General features: G+C 70.2%; 15 protein-coding genes and 1 tRNA gene. 7 read left to right on the top strand and 9 right to left on the bottom strand.

The genetic code is table 11. The features are described 5' to 3' along the window. Positions 1–49: 49 nt before the first annotated feature. Together GA707_RS10140 and GA707_RS10145 are read left to right on the top strand one after the other, a co-directional pair. On the top strand, positions 50–574 hold the full coding sequence (locus tag GA707_RS10140; protein ID WP_152178336.1) for a LytR C-terminal domain-containing protein: 525 nt from the start codon (positions 50–52) through the stop codon (positions 572–574). After that, positions 567–1,484, top strand: a complete 918-nt coding sequence (locus GA707_RS10145) for a CHAD domain-containing protein (protein ID WP_193315273.1) — start codon at positions 567–569, stop codon at positions 1,482–1,484. Before GA707_RS10140 ends, GA707_RS10145 begins: the two co-directional genes overlap by 8 nt. A gap of 100 nt (positions 1,485–1,584) precedes the next feature. Here the strand turns inward: GA707_RS10145 and GA707_RS10150 are convergent, their stop codons facing one another. Beyond that, positions 1,585–2,661 carry a CaiB/BaiF CoA-transferase family protein gene (locus GA707_RS10150; protein WP_152178338.1) on the bottom strand — a complete coding sequence of 359 codons (1,077 nt, stop codon included), beginning with the start codon at positions 2,659–2,661 and terminating at the stop codon, positions 1,585–1,587. A 22-nt stretch (positions 2,662–2,683) separates the two neighbouring features. After that, positions 2,684–3,715: a glucose-6-phosphate dehydrogenase (coenzyme-F420) gene (gene fgd / locus GA707_RS10155; protein WP_152178749.1), complete on the bottom strand. Its 1,032-nt coding sequence runs from the start codon at positions 3,713–3,715 to the stop codon at positions 2,684–2,686. A gap of 104 nt (positions 3,716–3,819) precedes the next feature. Here fgd and GA707_RS10160 point away from each other — a divergent pair. Continuing rightward, positions 3,820–3,909, top strand: a tRNA-Ser gene (locus tag GA707_RS10160). Between the two features lie 400 nt (positions 3,910–4,309). Here the strand turns inward: GA707_RS10160 and upp are convergent. Further along, positions 4,310–4,951, bottom strand: coding sequence for a uracil phosphoribosyltransferase (upp, locus tag GA707_RS10165; RefSeq protein ID WP_152178339.1), 642 nt, complete (start codon positions 4,949–4,951; stop codon positions 4,310–4,312). 16 nt (positions 4,952–4,967) lie between these two features. On the opposite strand from upp, the gene tadA reads away from it, so the two are divergent. The 3 genes from tadA to GA707_RS10175 all read left to right on the top strand — a co-directional run bounded on the left by tadA (position 4,968) and on the right by GA707_RS10175 (position 6,663). Continuing rightward, positions 4,968–5,450, top strand: coding sequence for a tRNA adenosine(34) deaminase TadA (gene tadA, locus GA707_RS10170; RefSeq protein ID WP_152178340.1), 483 nt, complete (start codon positions 4,968–4,970; stop codon positions 5,448–5,450). Between the two features lie 159 nt (positions 5,451–5,609). Beyond that, a complete protein-coding gene (locus GA707_RS20815; RefSeq protein ID WP_193315274.1) occupies positions 5,610–5,777 on the top strand; it encodes a hypothetical protein in 168 nt (55 codons plus the stop codon). Between the two features lie 19 nt (positions 5,778–5,796). After that, positions 5,797–6,663, top strand: coding sequence for a PH domain-containing protein (locus GA707_RS10175; RefSeq protein WP_152178341.1), 867 nt, complete (start codon positions 5,797–5,799; stop codon positions 6,661–6,663). Positions 6,664–6,669: 6 nt separating this feature from the next. Here the strand turns inward: GA707_RS10175 and GA707_RS10180 are convergent, their stop codons facing one another. The 4 genes from GA707_RS10180 to folP form a co-directional block, all read right to left on the bottom strand. Then, entirely contained in the window at positions 6,670–8,004 is a 1,335-nt protein-coding gene (locus tag GA707_RS10180; RefSeq protein WP_152178342.1) for a D-arabinono-1,4-lactone oxidase, read from the bottom strand. 21 nt (positions 8,005–8,025) lie between these two features. After that, entirely contained in the window at positions 8,026–9,438 is a 1,413-nt protein-coding gene (pntB, locus tag GA707_RS10185; RefSeq protein WP_152178343.1) for a Re/Si-specific NAD(P)(+) transhydrogenase subunit beta, read from the bottom strand. Positions 9,439–9,443: 5 nt separating this feature from the next. Beyond that, positions 9,444–10,970 carry a Re/Si-specific NAD(P)(+) transhydrogenase subunit alpha gene (locus tag GA707_RS10190; protein ID WP_152178344.1) on the bottom strand — a complete coding sequence of 509 codons (1,527 nt, stop codon included), beginning with the start codon at positions 10,968–10,970 and terminating at the stop codon, positions 9,444–9,446. Between the two features lie 147 nt (positions 10,971–11,117). After that, positions 11,118–12,080 carry a dihydropteroate synthase gene (gene folP, locus GA707_RS10195; protein WP_226963701.1) on the bottom strand — a complete coding sequence of 321 codons (963 nt, stop codon included), beginning with the start codon at positions 12,078–12,080 and terminating at the stop codon, positions 11,118–11,120. A gap of 146 nt (positions 12,081–12,226) precedes the next feature. On the opposite strand from folP, the gene GA707_RS10200 reads away from it, so the two are divergent. Then, the gene (locus GA707_RS10200) at positions 12,227–12,919 is read left to right on the top strand and encodes a hypothetical protein (RefSeq protein ID WP_152178346.1); all 693 of its coding nucleotides are present in this window, start codon (positions 12,227–12,229) and stop codon (positions 12,917–12,919) included. A 129-nt stretch (positions 12,920–13,048) separates the two neighbouring features. Here the strand turns inward: GA707_RS10200 and GA707_RS10205 are convergent, their stop codons facing one another. Beyond that, positions 13,049–14,443, bottom strand: a complete 1,395-nt coding sequence (locus GA707_RS10205) for an MFS transporter (protein ID WP_152178347.1) — start codon at positions 14,441–14,443, stop codon at positions 13,049–13,051. Then, positions 14,440–15,789, bottom strand: a complete 1,350-nt coding sequence (locus GA707_RS10210; protein ID WP_152178348.1) for a nitrate/nitrite transporter — start codon at positions 15,787–15,789, stop codon at positions 14,440–14,442. Before GA707_RS10210 ends, GA707_RS10205 begins: the two co-directional genes overlap by 4 nt. Between the last annotated feature and the right edge of the window lie 50 nt (positions 15,790–15,839).

Genomic DNA, 15,839 nt, shown 5'->3' on the forward strand with positions numbered 1-15,839 from the left:
ACAGGCACAGGGTCGACCAGGTCGGAGCGGACGTGCGGAAGAAGAGAGTATGAGCGACTACGTCTACGAGAGCGGCATCTCGAGCCGGAGGCGGCGGCAGCGACGCACCGCCATCACCCTGCTGCTCACGGTGGTGTTCCTCGCCGGCTCCTTCTACTGGGCATGGTCGTACATCCGTGACGGTGACAGCGCCACCGCCCAAGGTGGGTCCACGCCGACCCCGACCCCCTCCGCCACCTGCGTCGGACCGCGGGATCCCAAGACGATCACGGTGCACGTCTACAACTCGACCAGCGTCCCCGGACTCGCCGCCCGGGCCGCTGAGGAGCTGAGTGCGGCCGGGTTCCAGAAGATCGGGAACGTCGCGAACGACCCGCTCGACGCCAACGTCGAGGTGCCCATCGAGGTGCGGTTCGGTCCGCCCGGGCAGGGCTACGCCGAGACCTTCCGCGACGCGTACGTGCCCGAGGCCGTCCTCTCCGACAACATCCGCGAAGGTGGCTCGATCGACATCGTCCTCGGGTCGGGGTTCACCTCATTCGGCACGATCCCGGATCTGCCCCCTTGTGAGTAGCCCACCCGGCGGACTCCCCCAGCCTGCGCCGGCGACCAAGGCGGCGCACGTCGTCGTCCCTCTCGACGCGACAGCCGGGGAGACATTCGCCATCGCGATCGACTCCTGCCTGGATCACCTGCGGCCGAACCGGCTGTGCTGGCTCGAGACGGAATACCCGGACTGCCTGCACCAGACCAGGGTCTCCACCCGCAGGCTCCGGGCCCTGTTCTCCCTCATGCGCGTTCTCGTGCGCGATGACCCCGTGGCCCAGGAGATCAAGGTGCGCCTGCGCCTCGTGCTCACTCCCCTCGGCCCGGCCCGCGACCTCGACGTGGCGATCGCCCGGGCCCGCGACGAGGGCTGGGACACCGCCGACCTGCAGCGCCTCCAGACGGCGCGATCGGTGGCGTATGCGCGGGCCCGGTCCGCGCTCGAGAGCGTCGCCTGGGAGCGGGTCTGGGACGAGCTCGCGTGGTGGCGGAGCCGGTCGACCTGGTTGGGCCATGTCGCATCCCTGCGCGACGGGCCGGCACGCCACGTCACCGACGAGGCTCTGGACCGGCGGTACCACCGCATAATCCTCGCCGGTCCGCACCTGATGACGATGTCCGACCACGCCCTGCACCGCGTGCGGATCGAGGGCAAGAAGCTGCGCTACGGATGCCAGTTCTTCGATTCGCTGTATCCGGAGGCGGGGGTGGTCCACACCGACGACGGGGGTGCGGTGTCGGTGCCGCTGCACTTCGCCGACGCCGTCGCGGGTCTGCAGGACACCTTCGGCCTCGTCAACGACCACGCCGTCGCCGAGAACGTCCGCGACGACCTCGGCCTGGTCTCCGGCACCGACATCGCACGCCCCAGCCGCCTCGAGTGCGTGCGGGCCTGGCAGCGCGTCGCCGATCTCGCCCCGTTCTGGCGCGTGGGCTGAGGCGGTCTATGGCGTCGACCCACCTTTCTCTCCCCGGGAAGAAAAGCCCTACTTCGGGAGAGAACCCTTGTCTCCCGAACCCACGGGTTCCTTCCCGAAGTCAGGAGGACCCGGTGCTCGGCCGCGGCAGGTCGACCGAGTCCGGACCGCTGAAGAGCGGCGCGACCCGCGGCAGGCTCGCCCCGCCCTCGGTGCCGAAGACGCCGCGGGCTTGCAGATGCGGGTGCTCAGCGGCCTCGCCGAGGCTGAGCACGGGCGCGACACAGCCGTCGGTGTCGGCGAAGTGGGCGGCCCACTCGTCACGCGACCGCGTGGCGAACACCTCGGCGAGTGCCGCCCTCATCCGCGGCCAGCTGGACAGGTCGTCCTGGGACACCCGCTCGGCGGCGAAACGCTGCCCGAGCCCGAGTCCGTCGACGAGGGCGCGATAGAAGTGGGGCTCGAGCGCACCGACTGCGATGAAGCCCCCGTCGGCGCACCGGTAGGTCGAGTAGAACGGCGCCCCGCCGTCGAGCAGGTTGGTGCCGCGCCGGTCCGACCACAGGCCTTGGGCGAGGAGGCCGTGCAACATCGTCGTCAGCGCCGCCGCTCCGTCGACCATCGCCGCATCGACGACCTGGCCGACCCCGGTCCGCCCGCGCTCGAGCAGCGCCGCGAGGATGCCGACGACGAGGAACATCGACCCGCCGCCGAAGTCCGCGAGCAGGTTGGCCGGCGGCGCGGGCTGCTCCGGGGACCCGGCGAGATGAAGGGCTCCGGCGAGCGCCGCATACGTGATGTCGTGCCCGGCCCGCTGCGCGAGAGGCCCGTCCTGACCCCACCCGGTCATCCGCGCGTAGACGACCTTCGGGTGGCGGCGCAACACCTCGCGAGGGCCGAGACCGAGTCGCTCCATGGCCCCGGGCCGCAGACCCTCGACGAGGACGTCCGCACCGCGGAGCAGGTCGAGGACCTCGCGTCGGCCGGCGTCGGTCTTCAGGTCGACGGTATGCGCAGGTCGCCCGATCGTCAGGGCCCGGCCGACCTCGCCGAACGCGCCCGAGTCCGGCCGGGTGATGCGCAGGACGTCGGCCCCGAGGCCGTGCATAAGCCGGCAGGCGAACGGGACCGGCCCGATGCCGTCGATCTCGATGACGCGGATGCCGCGCAGCGGCTGGTGCCCGAGGTGCCCGGTCATGGTCGTCCTTGGGTGCGGCCGGTCAGGCGCCGAGCGCGGCAGGCTGGAGCTCCCGCAGTCCGGGCAGGACGGCGTCGGCGAAGGTGCGCAGGAACCGCTCCTGGTCATCGCCCGGTGCATGCACGACGAGGTGGGTGAAGCCGAGGTCGGTGTATTCCTTGACGGCCGCGACGATCTCGTCGGGGTCGGCGCTGACGATCCACCGCTTGGCGACCCGCTCGATCGGCAGGGCGTCGGCCTTGGCCTCCATCTCGGCGGCGCTGTGGATCGAGTGCTTCTCCTCGGCGGTCAGTGACAGCGGCGCCCAGAAGCGGGTGTTCTCCAGCGCGCGCTCGGCGTCGGGGTCCCAGGAGATCTTCATCTCGATCATCCGGTCGATGCCGGCCGGGTCGCGATCCTTGGCCGTCGCGCCCTCGACCAGCCCCGGCAGCAGCCCGTCCGCGTAGAGCTCGCGGCCCTTGCCCGAGGTGCAGATCATCCCGTCGCCGTAGCGGCCGGCGTAGCGCGCCATCATCGGCCCACCCGCCGCGATATAGAGGGGTATGCGCTGGTCCGGGCGGTCGTAGATGACCGCCTCGTCGGTGCGGTAGTAGTCGCCGTCGAAGGTCACCGGCTCGCCCTCCCACAGGTCCCGGATCACGGTGACCGCTTCGCGCAGCCGCGCGAACCGCTCCTTGAACTCCGGCCACCCATCCTCCGGGACCGAACCCACCGCGACCTCGTTGAGCGCCTCCCCCGTCCCGACACCGAGCGCGACGCGGCCGGGGGCGAGGCAGCCGAGGGTGGCGAAGGACTGCGCGATGACGGCCGGGTTGTAGCGGTAGGTCGGCGTGAGGACGGAGGTGCCGAGCAGCACCCGCTCGGTGCGCGCCGCGACGAAGCCCAGCCAGGTCAGCGCGTTGGGCGAGTGCCCGCCGGTGACGCGCCACGGCTGGAAGTGGTCCGAGATCGTCACCGTGTCCAGCCCGACCTCCTCGGCGAGCACCGCATACGACGCGAGTCGCTGGGGGTCGAACTGCTCGGCGGAGGCCTTGTAGCCGATCTTCAGCGGCATCGTCGACGGCGCAGTCATGGGCTCAGCCTATGCGTGGGTGCGCGGGCCCAGAGCCGCCGCCGGTGATTACCGATCGGCCGCCCACCTCGGGTACCCTCGTCGGCGGTGGCGTGTCCGAGCGGCCTAAGGAGCACGCCTCGAAAGCGTGTGAGGGTGCAAGCCCTCCGTGGGTTCAAATCCCACCGCCACCGCCATCGACGAGGGATGGTTTCCGGCACGACTTCGCTCGAGAAGCGTGTCAGGAACCATCCCTCGTGCGCGTCTGGTGCCGAGCCAGGCCGTTGCGGAGCCGATGGATGAGCAGGTGGCGCCGCGACGGTGTGAAGATGTCGCGCTTGTAGAGCTCCACGAGCCACCACCCCTGGTCCTCGAGCAGGAGGCGCTTGGAGTTGTCGTCCTGACGCGACGGACTCTCTTCATGCGTCGGACCGTTGTACTCACAACGCCGGACGAGAGATGGTTTCGAGCGCGATCCATGGCCGAAAACGTGTCTGAAACCATCCCTCGTCGAGGGGTGGGCGAGGTATGCAGTGGGTCGGCGCGGTGGAGGGGTGGGGGGATGGGGCAGACGACGGGTGCGGGCGGACGTGACCCCTAGTTGACGACGCCGTAGAGCCGGTCGCCTGCGTCGCCGAGGCCGGGGACGATGTAGCCGTGCTCGTTGAGCCGCTCGTCGATCGCGCCGGTCACGAGGGTGATCGGCGGGTCGATGTCGGTGAAGGACTCGCGCATGTGCTCGATGCCCTCGGGGGCGGCGAGCAGCGTGACGGCGGTGATGTCCCGGGCGCCGAGCTGGACGAGGAACCTGATCGCGTCGACCATCGATCCGCCGGTCGCGAGCATCGGGTCGAGGACGTAGACCTGCCGGTCGGTGAGGTCCTCGGGCAGCCGGTTGGCGTAGGTCGTCGCCACCAGCGTCTCCTCGTCGCGATGCATGCCGAGGAAGCCGACCTCGGCCGAGGGCAGCAGCCGCACCATGCCCTCGAGCATCCCGAGGCCCGCCCGCAGGATCGGCACGACGAGAGGCTTGGGGTTCGACAGCTTGATGCCGGTCGTCGGCGCGACCGGAGTCCGGATCTCGAACGGCTCGACGCGCACCTCGCGCGTCGCCTCGTAGGCGAGCAGGGTCATGAGCTCCTCGGCGAGCCGTCGGAAGGTCGGGCTGTCGGTCCGCTCGTCGCGCAGGTAGGTCAGCTTGTGGGCGATGAGCGGGTGGTCCGGGTTGATGACTCGCATAGGGGAAACTTAGCGCGTGAGCCCGCACGCCGAACGGTCGGACAGCGAGTGGTCGCCCGAGTGGCTGGACGAGCCGCTCCGGCTCGCGCACGAGTGCCTGGTACACGGCGACGTCCCGGTCGGTGCCGTCGTCGTCGGCCCCGACGGGACTCCGCTCGGCTCGGGCCGCAATGTTCGCGAGCGCGACCACGACCCGACCGGGCACGCCGAGATCCTCGCGCTCCGCGCGGCCGCCGCGCGCCTCGACACCTGGCGGCTCGACGGATGCACCCTCGTCGTCACCCTCGAACCGTGCGCGATGTGCGCCGGCGCCCTCATCCAAGCTCGCGTGCACCGGGTCGTCTTCGGCGCCTGGGACGAGAAGGCCGGGGCCTGCGGCTCGGTGTGGGACCTGGTCCGCGACCGGGCCGCCCTGCACACAGTCGAGGTCGTCGGAGGGGTGCGCGAGCAGGAGTGCGCCGCGCTGCTCACCGACTTCTTCGCGACCCGCCGGGACTGAGCCCGCTCCTGCCCCAACCCCGTCGTTCCGGTGCTGACGGACACGCCCGGACCACCGCATACCGAGTTCACACGAATCACTTCTGTCACACTTGCGCTTAGACCCTGCCTGTGCCGTGCGTGGACCCGCTCGGCAGACCCGCCGTGAAGGAGCGCCACGATGCCACCGATCAAGAAGATCGTCACGTGGATCCTCGTGATCTTCCTGCTGTATGCGATCCTCACCAACCCGGACGCGGCTGCGGACATCGTGGGCTCGGTCTGGGACCTCCTCTACAGCGGCATCCAGAACATCTTCGAGTTCTTCAACGAGCTCCTCCAACGCTGACGGCCGCCCCGGAGGCGAGATGGCGTACGACGAGCACGGCCCGGTCTGGTCGGACGACGACGGCGGGGAGGACTCGGCCGAGTCGATGAGCTGGCGGATGGAGCGCGACATCGAGCGCGCCGAGAACAACCCGCACCTGCGCGACCACCTCACCGAGACCGAACGGATCCGCCTCGCGACCCGTCAGCACGTCATCGTCCTGTGGCTGCCGGTCCTCGCAGTGGTCCTCGCTGCGGCGCTCTTCCTGCGCGCGGTGGCCGACGGCGGCTCCGCAGGCACGACGCAGGACTTCTTCCTCTGGCTCCTCTTCGCCGCGGTGCTCTGGCTCCTCTCCAAGTGGCTGTGGTGGCGGCGCAACCTCTTCGTCGCGACCGACCGTCGCATCCTCAAGATGTACGGCGTCCTGTCGACCACCGTCGACAGCATGCGGGTCCACAAGGTCACCGACATGCGCTACCGGCGCGACTTCATCGGCGAGCTCCTCGGCTACGGCGGCATCACGATCGAGAGCGCCGGTCAGGAGCAGGCGCTGCACGACATCAGGTTCCTGCCCTACCCGCGCGAGAACTACCAGGAGCTGTGCCACGTCATCTTCGGCGAGGCCCCCCGCAGCGGCGGGCGCAAGAAGCACCGTTTCCGTCGCCCGCTCGAGCGCCTCGCCGGCCGCCGCTGGATGCCCGAGCGGTCCCGCGCATACCCGATGGACTATCCGGACCACGACACCGTCGGCGAGGTGACGACGGGCGAGGCGAGCCAGCGCATGCTCTACAGCTCCCAAGAGCACCGGACCGCTCCGACGGGCCCGATCCCGATCTACCCGCCGGGCTTCTTCGACGGCCGCGACGACGACGAGGGCGAGACGCAGACCGACCCGACCCGGCCCTAGGGCAGGTCAGCCGAGGACCCGATCGAGGTAGTCGTTCGAGAAGACCCCCGCGGGGTCGAGCCGCTCGCGCAGCGCCCGGGCGTCCGCGAGCCGGGGGTAGAGCCGACCGAGCCGCTCGGCGTCGAGCGTGTGCAGCTTGCCCCAGTGCGGTCGCCCGTCGTGCTCGGCGACGATCGCCTCGAATGCGGCGAGATAACGGGACATGTGCCGGCGGTGGTACTGGTGGATCGCGACATAGGCGCTGTCGCGGCGGTATGCGGTGCTCAGGGCCACGTCGTCGGCCGCGGCGAAGCGCACCTCGACCGGGAAGGCGATGTGCTCGCCACTGCGCTCGATCCAGGCGTCCAGCTCGCGCAGCACGGGGGCGAGGGAGGCGCGCGGGATCGCGTACTCGCTCTCGACGAAGCGCACCTCCCGACGGGTGCAGAACACGCGGTGGGATGCGTCGGTGAACTCCCGCCGGCTCAGCGCACGGGCGCTGACCTGGTTGATCCGCGGGGCCAGACCGGGGAGGCGGGTGACGAGTCGGTTCAGACCCTCGAAGAGGACGTTCGAGAGGAGGTGGTCGTCGAGGTGCTCGCGCCAGCGGGGCAGCGGCGTGCCGGCACCGTCCTCGGCCGGGTCGTTGCGCTTCGTGAGGACCCGGTCGGTGTGCGGGAACCAGTAGAACTCGAAGTGCCGGTGCGCGGCGGCGATCTCCTCGGCGTCGTCGAGGACCGCCGCGAGCGGCTCCGGCCGCTCCACCGCATGCAGCCGGTAGGCGGGCAGGACGTCGAGCTCGAGCTCGGTGACGATGCCGTATGCGCCGAGCCCGACCGCGAGCAGGCTCACCAGGTCGGGGTCCCGGTCCCGGTGGACCCGGTGGACGGTCCCGTCACCGGCCACGAAGGTCAGGCCCCGCACCGCCCCGGCGAGACCGGTGAGCCCGGCCCCGGTGCCGTGTGTGCCGGTCGAGACCGCCCCGGAGATGCTCTGCCGGTCGATGTCGCCGAGGTTGACCATGCCCAGACCGATGCGCTCCAGCGCCGGGCTGAGCTCGTGCAGCGGCGTGCCGGCGGCTACCGTGACGCTGCCGGCGGCGAGGTCGGCGGCGAGGATGCCGCACATGAGGTCGAGTCGGACGTGGGCGTCGATCGGCTCGGCGATCGGGGTGAAGGAGTGACCGGACCCGACCGGGCGCAGCCGCTCACCCCGCTCGAGAGCACCTCGGACGAGGTCGACGACCTCCGCGGTCGAGGCCGGCGTGTGGACCGCGGTCGGTTGCGCGGTGACCGTGCCGCCCCAGGTCCGCCAGGTGGTCGGCGGGCTCGCTGCAGTCGTCGACGCCCGCGCCTCGCTCATACCCGATGGCTCCGGTGTCGGCTAGCGCGCCGTGACGACGTCGGCCGCGAGCGCCTGGACGATGTCCTCGACACGGTCCTTGGCGTCGCCGAAGAGCATCTGGGTGTTCTCCCTGAAGAACAGCGGGTTCTGCACGCCGGCATAGCCGACGGCCATCGACCGCTTGAAGACGATGACGTCGTGGGCCTCCCAGACCCGCAGCACCGGCATCCCGGCGATCGGCGAGGTCGGGTCGTCCATCGCGGCCGGGTTGACGGTGTCGTTGGCGCCGATGACGAGGACGACGTCGGTGTCGGCCAGGTCGTCGTTGATCTCGTCCATCTCGAGGACGATGTCGTAGGGCACCTTGGCCTCGGCGAGCAGGACGTTCATGTGACCGGGGAGCCGGCCGGCGACGGGGTGGATGCCGAAGCGCACGGTGACACCGCGCTCGCGCAGTCTGCGGGTCAGGTCCGCGACGGGGTACTGCGCCTGGGCGACGGCCATGCCGTAGCCGGGGGTGATGACGACCGAGCGCGCGCTGCGGAGCAGGTCGGCCGCCCCGTCGGCGGTGATCTCGCGGTGCTCGCCGTAGTCGGTGTCGCCCGAGACGACGACCTCCTGACCGAACCCGCCGGCGATGACGGAGATGAACGACCGGTTCATCGCCCGGCACATGATGTAGCTGAGGATCGCACCCGAGGCACCGACGAGGGCACCGGTGACGATGAGCAGGTCGTTGCTCAGCATGAAGCCGGCGGCGGCCGCCGCCCACCCGGAGTACGAGTTGAGCATGGAGACGACGACCGGCATGTCGCCGCCGCCGATCGACGCGACGAGATGCCAGCCGAAGGCGAGCGAGATGGCCGTCATGACGAGCAGCGGGACGATCGAGTGTGACTGGATGTACCAGACCATCAGTGCGAAGGACACGAGCACGGCGACGAGGTTGAGCCAGTGCCGGGCGGGGAGCATGAGCGGGGCGGACTTCATCCGGGCGCTCAGCTTGAGGAACGCGACGATCGACCCGGTGAAGGTCACCGCGCCGATGAAGACGCCGAGGAAGATCTCGACCGAGTGCACGGCGGTGTACTCGCCCGCGGCCTCGGCCTCCAGGTGCGAGGTGTAGCCGACGAGCACGGCGGCGATGCCGACGAAGCTGTGCAGCATTGCCACCAGCTCGGGCATCTGGGTCATCTCGACGACGCGGGCCCGCCACAGGCCGATCACCGCGCCGATGAGCATGGCGACGACGATCAGGCCCAACGTGACCGTCGGGTCCGCCGCCCGGGAGAGCGACAACCAGATCGTCGCGACGAGGGCGATGGCCATGCCGGTGACGCCGAAGCGGTTGCCCTCCTTGGCCTTCTCGTGTTTGGACAGGCCCGCGAGGGACAGGACGAAGAGGATCCCCGCGATGAGGTACGCGGACTGGACGATGGTCTCGGTGCGCATCTGCTTCAGTCCTTCCGGAACATCTCGAGCATGCGGCCGGTCACCGCGAAGCCACCGAAGATGTTGATCGAGGCGACGAGCGTGGCCACGAAGGCGATGCCCTGGATGAGCGGGTCGGAGCTGCCGAGCTGGAGGATCCCGCCGACGAGGATGATGCCGGAGATGGCGTTGGTCTCGGCCATGAGGGGCGTGTGAAGGGCGTGGCTGACGTTGCTGATGACGTAGAACCCGACGATCACCGCGAGCGCGAACACCGTCAGGTGTCCGAGGAACGTCGGCGGGGACACCGCGCCGACGAGCAGCAGCGCGACGCCGGCCGCCGCCATGAGCGCGTACTTGCGGGACGGCGAGCGCGGCGCCGGCGGAGCGGCGGCGACCGGCGCGACCGGCTGCGCCGCGGGGGCCGGCGCTGCGGACACCTGGACCGGGGGCGGCGGCCAGAGCAGCTCGCCGTCGCGGGACACGGTCATGCCGCGCTGGACCGGGTCGTCGAGGTCCAGCCGGAGCTCCCCGTCCTTCTCCGGCGTGAGAAGCGTGAGGAGGTTGACGAGGTTGGTGCCGAACAGCTGCGAGGCCTGGGTCGGCAGCCGCCCCGGGAGGTCGGTGTAGCCGAGAATGACGACGCCGTTCTCGGTGAGGACCCGCTGGTCGGGGACCGAGCCGGCGACGTTGCCACCGCTGCCGGCGGCCATGTCGACGACGACCGATCCCGGCTTCATCGCCGCGACCATGTCCTCGGTGATCAGGCGGGGTGCCGGTCGGCCCGGGATGAGCGCGGTCGTGATGACGATGTCGACGTCCTTGGTCTGCGCGGCGTACAGCTCGGCCGCCTTCCGGTTGAAGTCCTCGCCGGTCTCCCGCGCATACCCGTCTGCGGAGACCTCCTGCTCGACGTCGATCCGGAGGAACTCAGCACCCATCGACTCGACCTGCTCGGCCACCTCGGGACGGGAGTCGAAGGCACGGACGATGGCGCCGAGCGAGCCCGCGGTGCCGATCGCGGCGAGACCGGCGACGCCCGCGCCGACGACGAGGACCTTGGCGGGCGGGACCTTTCCCGCTGCGGTGACCTGGCCGGTGAAGAACGAGCCGAACTCGTGCGCGGCCTCGAGGACGGCGCGGTAGCCGCCGATGTTCGCCATGGACGAGAGCACGTCCAGCGCCTGGGCGCGCGAGATGCGGGGGACGGCATCCATCGCGAGCGCCGTGACGCCCCGGGCGCGCAGGTCCTCGACGAGGTCCGGCGACAGCGCGGGCGCCAGCAGGCTGGCGAGCACCTGGCCGTCGTGCATCCGCGCGACCTCGGCGTCGGTGGGCGCGTTGATCTTCAGGACGACGTCGGAGTCCCAGACGTCCTCGACGACCTTCGCCCCGGCCTCGACGTAGGCCTCGTCGGCGAAGCTCGCCCCTCGACCGGCGTCCCGCTCGACGGCGACGGTATAGCCGAGGCCGATCAGCTTGGCGGCGGTGGCGGGAGTCGCAGCGACCCTGCGCTCCCCGGACCTGGTCTCCCTCGGGACACCGATGCGCATGGGTGACAGCCTCCGGATCGAGCACTCGGACATGGTCACGCGGTGGCGCCTGGCGCAGGGGTGCTCGGCGCGCGCCGCGTGCGGTCCCCACCCTAGGCCCCCCAGGGCGGCGAGGTGGACGAATGTGACCTGATGCGCAGTGCGGTGTCAGTCACCCACCGGCGTCTCATCTGCGCCGATGGTTCCGCGCAGGCTCTTCGCGGGAGGTCGGTCCCCGCGGATCGAGGCGACCATGTCGAGCACCCTCCGCGTGGCCCGCACGTCGTGGGCCCGGAACACCGCGACCCCGAGCCACGCTGCGACGGCCGTGCTCGCGAGCGTGCCCTCGAGTCGGTCGTCGGCCTCGAGGTCGAGGGTCTCGCCGATGAAGTCCTTGCGGGAGAGGGCCTGCATGACGGGATAGCCGAGGGCGACGGTCTCGGCCGAGTGCCGCAGCAGGGTCAGGGAGTGCCGGGTGGTCTTGCCGAAGTCGAGGGTGGGGTCGAGCAGGATGCGCTCGCGCGGGATGCCCGCGGCCTGGGCCCGGGCAGCGCCCTTGCCGAGCACCCGCAGGACGTCCGCGCGCACGCCGTCCGGCTCGGGTGGGTAGGTCACCCCTCGGGGGTCGGTCCGCGGCGCGAGGCCGCCGGAGTGGGAGACGACGAGTCCGGCCCCGAGACCGGCCGCGACATGGACGAGCTCGGGATCCGCCCCCTGCCAGGTGTCGTTGACGAGGTCGATGTACGGGCCGGCCGCGTCGGCGACCTCGGCTCGCCACGTGTCGAGGCTGAGGACGAGCTCCGGGTATGCGGTGCGCGCCTGCTCGAGGAAGGGCACCACCCGCTCGACCTCCATCTGCGCGGTGACGACCTCACCCTCCTGCCCGGCCCGGACTCCGCCGACGTCGACGATGTCGACGCCGAGCTCGACGGCGGAGTGGAGTGCGGACATCGCCGAGTCGAGGTCGGCGTGCCGGTTGCCGCCCCAGAAGGAGTCGCGGGTGCGGTTGATGATGGCCATGACCCCCGGTGCGGCGGAGGAGAACTGGTGCCCGCGCAGCCGCAGCGGCGCGGCCCCGGGTGGGACGGGGCTGGTGGGCAGGTCGGCGGCGCTCGCGGTGGACTCGGGCACGAACATCACTGTAGGGAGTGCGCGGTGGCGGCCCGCGCATACCGAGGTGACCTGCGAGGACGCGGACCGCTGACCGTGCGCAGGGGGCTGCCACGGGGTAGGTTCACTGAGGCTCCGGAGACACCGGGTCCAAAGGAGGACAGGACATGAACAGTTCCATCCTGATCGTGCTCATCGTCGCGGTCATCGCGATCATCGCGATCGCGGCGTTCTTCGCTCTGCGGGGTCGCGGCGACTCGGCGAAGCGGGAGCAGGCCGAGCGGATCCGCGAGGAGGAGGCGCAACGGGAGCAGGACCTGCGTCGCCGGGAGGCGGAGGCCGCCGAGGCGGACGCCGCAGCACGCAAGGCGGCTGCGGAGGCGGACGAACAGTCCGCGCACGCGGCGAAGCTGTCCGCGGAGGCCGACGAGCAGGCCGCACGGGCACGTCAGATGGCCGAGGACGCTCGCGTGCGGACGACCGAGGCAGAGGGAGTGCGCAGCGAGCACGCTGAGCGGATGCGCGAGGCCGACCGGCTCGACCCCGACGTGCCCACCGACAAGGCGGGCAATCGCATCGACGCCCCGGCGGCCGGTGCCGCTGCGAGTCACGGCCACGTGGACGACCGGCAGGACGGGCACGATGAGCAGGGCGCGACCGGCGACCGCGACAACGACGGAGTGCCGAACGCCGTCGACCCGAACGACCGCGGACACTCGGACGGACACACCGACTCGGCGGCCGCCGATGGTGGCCCGGTCGACCGTGACGGCGACGGCATCGACGACCGTGAGGAAGCGCACTGGGACCGCCAGACCCGGGAGCGCGACGAGCAGCGCCGCGAGCACGACGGCGTCTGACAGTACGCCTCACCTTTATCTCCCCCACCGGGAAAGGGGTTCTTCACCACGGTTAGTTCCTGTGGTGAGGAACCCCTTTCTCTCCCCTACCGGGAAAGATGATGTCGCCGGAGGAAGGGGTGAGACGGATCAGCCGGGCTTCGGGGCGCCGGGTCGGGCGTAGCGCCACCAGGTCAGTGCGATGCACATGACGGCCCACGCTGCGCCGATCCAGTAGAACGCGACCGGGCCGAGAAGGTTGAGCCCGACTCCGAAGAAGAACGGTCCGAAGGCGGCGATCGCCGCGGTCCAGCCGATCACCCCACCGGCCTGCCGGCGCTCGAAGATCATCGGCATCTGCTTGAACGTGGACGCGTTCCCGATGCCGGCGAAGAGGAAGATCGCCAGCATGCCGTAGAGGAAGTGGTTGAACCCGCCCTGGAGCGCCTCGGCCGACGAGGTGTCCGGCGTCAGCGCCGGGATGGTCGCCACGACGGAGATCGCGATGCCGATGCCGGAGATGAGCGTCCAGATCGCGCCGCCCATCTTGTCCGTGAGGGGCGAGAACGCGAACCGTGCGACGGCACCGATGAGCGGCCCGAGGAAGACGTACTTGACCGCCTCGGGCACCGCATACCCCTCGATGAGCAGTTGGGCGGAGGCTCCGGTGCCCTGGACGATCTCGGGGTTCCCCGACCCGTAGAGGTTGATCATGAGCAGGCCGAACTGGGCGGAGAGCCCGGAGAACGTGCCGAACGTCATGATGTAGAGGATCGTCATCCACCAGGTGTCCTGGTTCTTGAAGATGTCGAACTGCTGCCTGACGTTGGCCTTGACCGGAACCGACTTGAGCATCGTCCACGCCAGGACGGCGCCGACGATCATGAGGGGGATCCACACGAACGCGGCGTTCTGGTACCAGACCGTCTGGTCCGGCTGGCCCGGGAAGGTCATCTGCTGGCTGCCGCCGAAGACCGCCAGCGCGCTGATCGCGATGAGGTACGGCGTCAACAGCTGGACGATCGAGACCCCGAGGTTGCCGATCCCGGCCTGCAGACCGAGCGCCGTGCCCTGCTTGGCCCGGGGGAAGAAGTACGAGGTGCTCGGCATGAAGCCCGAGAACGCGCCGCCGCCGATGCCGGCGAGGAAGGCGAGGACCATGAGCTCCCAGTACGGGGCCGTCGGCGCCTGGACGCGCACGCCCCACCCGAGGGTCGATGCGATGAGCAGCACGGTGGTGAGAGAGACCATCTTGCGGGTGCCCATGATCGGCGGCAGGACCATCCACACGAGCCGGAAGAGGCCCGCCGACAGACCCGGCATGGCCGCCATCCAGTACAGCTGGCCCTTGCTGAACTCGTAGCCGAGCGCGGTGAGCTTGGGGATGATCGCGCTCGGCAGGAACCAGGCGATGAAGGCCAGGGTCAGGCAGAACGTGGTGATCCACAACGTGCGCCAGGCCAGAGATGAGTCCCAGGTCTGCTCGTTCTCGGGGTCCCAGGACTCGAGCCACTCCCCCTTGTACGTCGCCTTCGTCTGACTCATCGGACTGCCTCCTTGAGTTCGAGGTCACGAGCGAGCTCGGGACTCTGCCGGTGGAGCATGTGGACGACCGTCCAGTGCATCCACGCGGCGCACAGCGCCGTCAGGACGAAGAGGACGAAGAAGGTGCTGGTGGGGAACGCGGTCCAGACTTTCGTGTATGCGAACAGGGGCGGCAGGAAGAAGCCGCCCAGACCGCCGAGCATCCCGACCAGGCCGCCCACCGAGCCGACATTGTCCGGGAAGTACTCGGGGATGTGCTTGAAGACGGCGGCCTTGCCGACCCCCATCGCGCAGCCGAGCACGAAGAGCAGCATCGTGAACGGCACCACCCCCATGGTGTAGGCGAGGTGCTCGGACGTCGAGCCGTCGGGCTGGACGACGGTGATGAAGCCGTTGGGCATCATCAGGATGCCGGTGGTGACGAGCATGACGGCGAAGGTCCAGTACATGACCCGACGGGCGCCGAAGCGGTCACTGAAGATCCCTCCGACCGGGCGCAGCAGCGATGCCGGGAAGATGAAGAGGGCCGTGAGGAGAGCCGCGGTCCGCAGGTCGATGTCGAAGTTGTCGACGTAGTACTTCGGCAGCCAGGCGGCGAGGGCGACGTAGGCGCCGAAGACGGCCACGTAGTAGAGGCTGAACCGCCACACGCGCATGTGCCGCAGCGGAGCGAGCATCTCCGCCAACGGCTTGCCGGCCCCTCCCATCCGGTCCTTGCGCGGGACGACGAGCAGGGTGAGAACGGCGACGACGACGAGGGCGACGGTGTAGATGGCGGGGAAGACCCGCCAGCCGGAGGGGAATATCCCGGCCACGGTCGCCCCGCCGCCGACGACCAGCCCGGGGAAGAGCACGACGAGGAGCTTGGTGACCGAGGCACCGACGTTGCCCGCCCCGAAGAGCCCGAGCGCGAAGCCCTGCCTCTCTCTCGGAGTCCACGCGGAGTTCCACGCGATGCCGACGGAGAACAGGTTCCCCGCGAAGCCGACGAGGAAGGCGAGGATCAGCAGCGCGCCGTAGGAGCCGACCTGGGTGAGGAAGAAGCAGGGGATGGCGGTGAGCAGGAGCATCGAGATGGTGACGATGCGTCCGCCGATCCGGTCGGTGAGCATGCCGGCCGGGAGCCGCCACATCGAGCCGTTGAGCACGGCCACGGCCGAGATCCAGGCGAGCTGCGGATCGGTGAGGCCGAACTCCTGCTGGATCGGGACGCCCAGCACTCCGAACATCAGCCAGACGGCGAACATCAGGGTGAAGGCGATCGTCGACATGTACAGCACCCGGTTGGCGCCGCTCCTGTCGGCGGGCGTCGTCGCCGCGAGCGGTGGCGCCGTCGTGGTGGTCATCGTGCTCCTCTCACGTTTAGAGGATTTTTCTCCTCTAAAATGGGATCAAC

This window comes from Nostocoides sp. F2B08, from assembly GCF_009184895.1.
Taxonomy (GTDB): domain Bacteria; phylum Actinomycetota; class Actinomycetes; order Actinomycetales; family Dermatophilaceae; genus F2B08.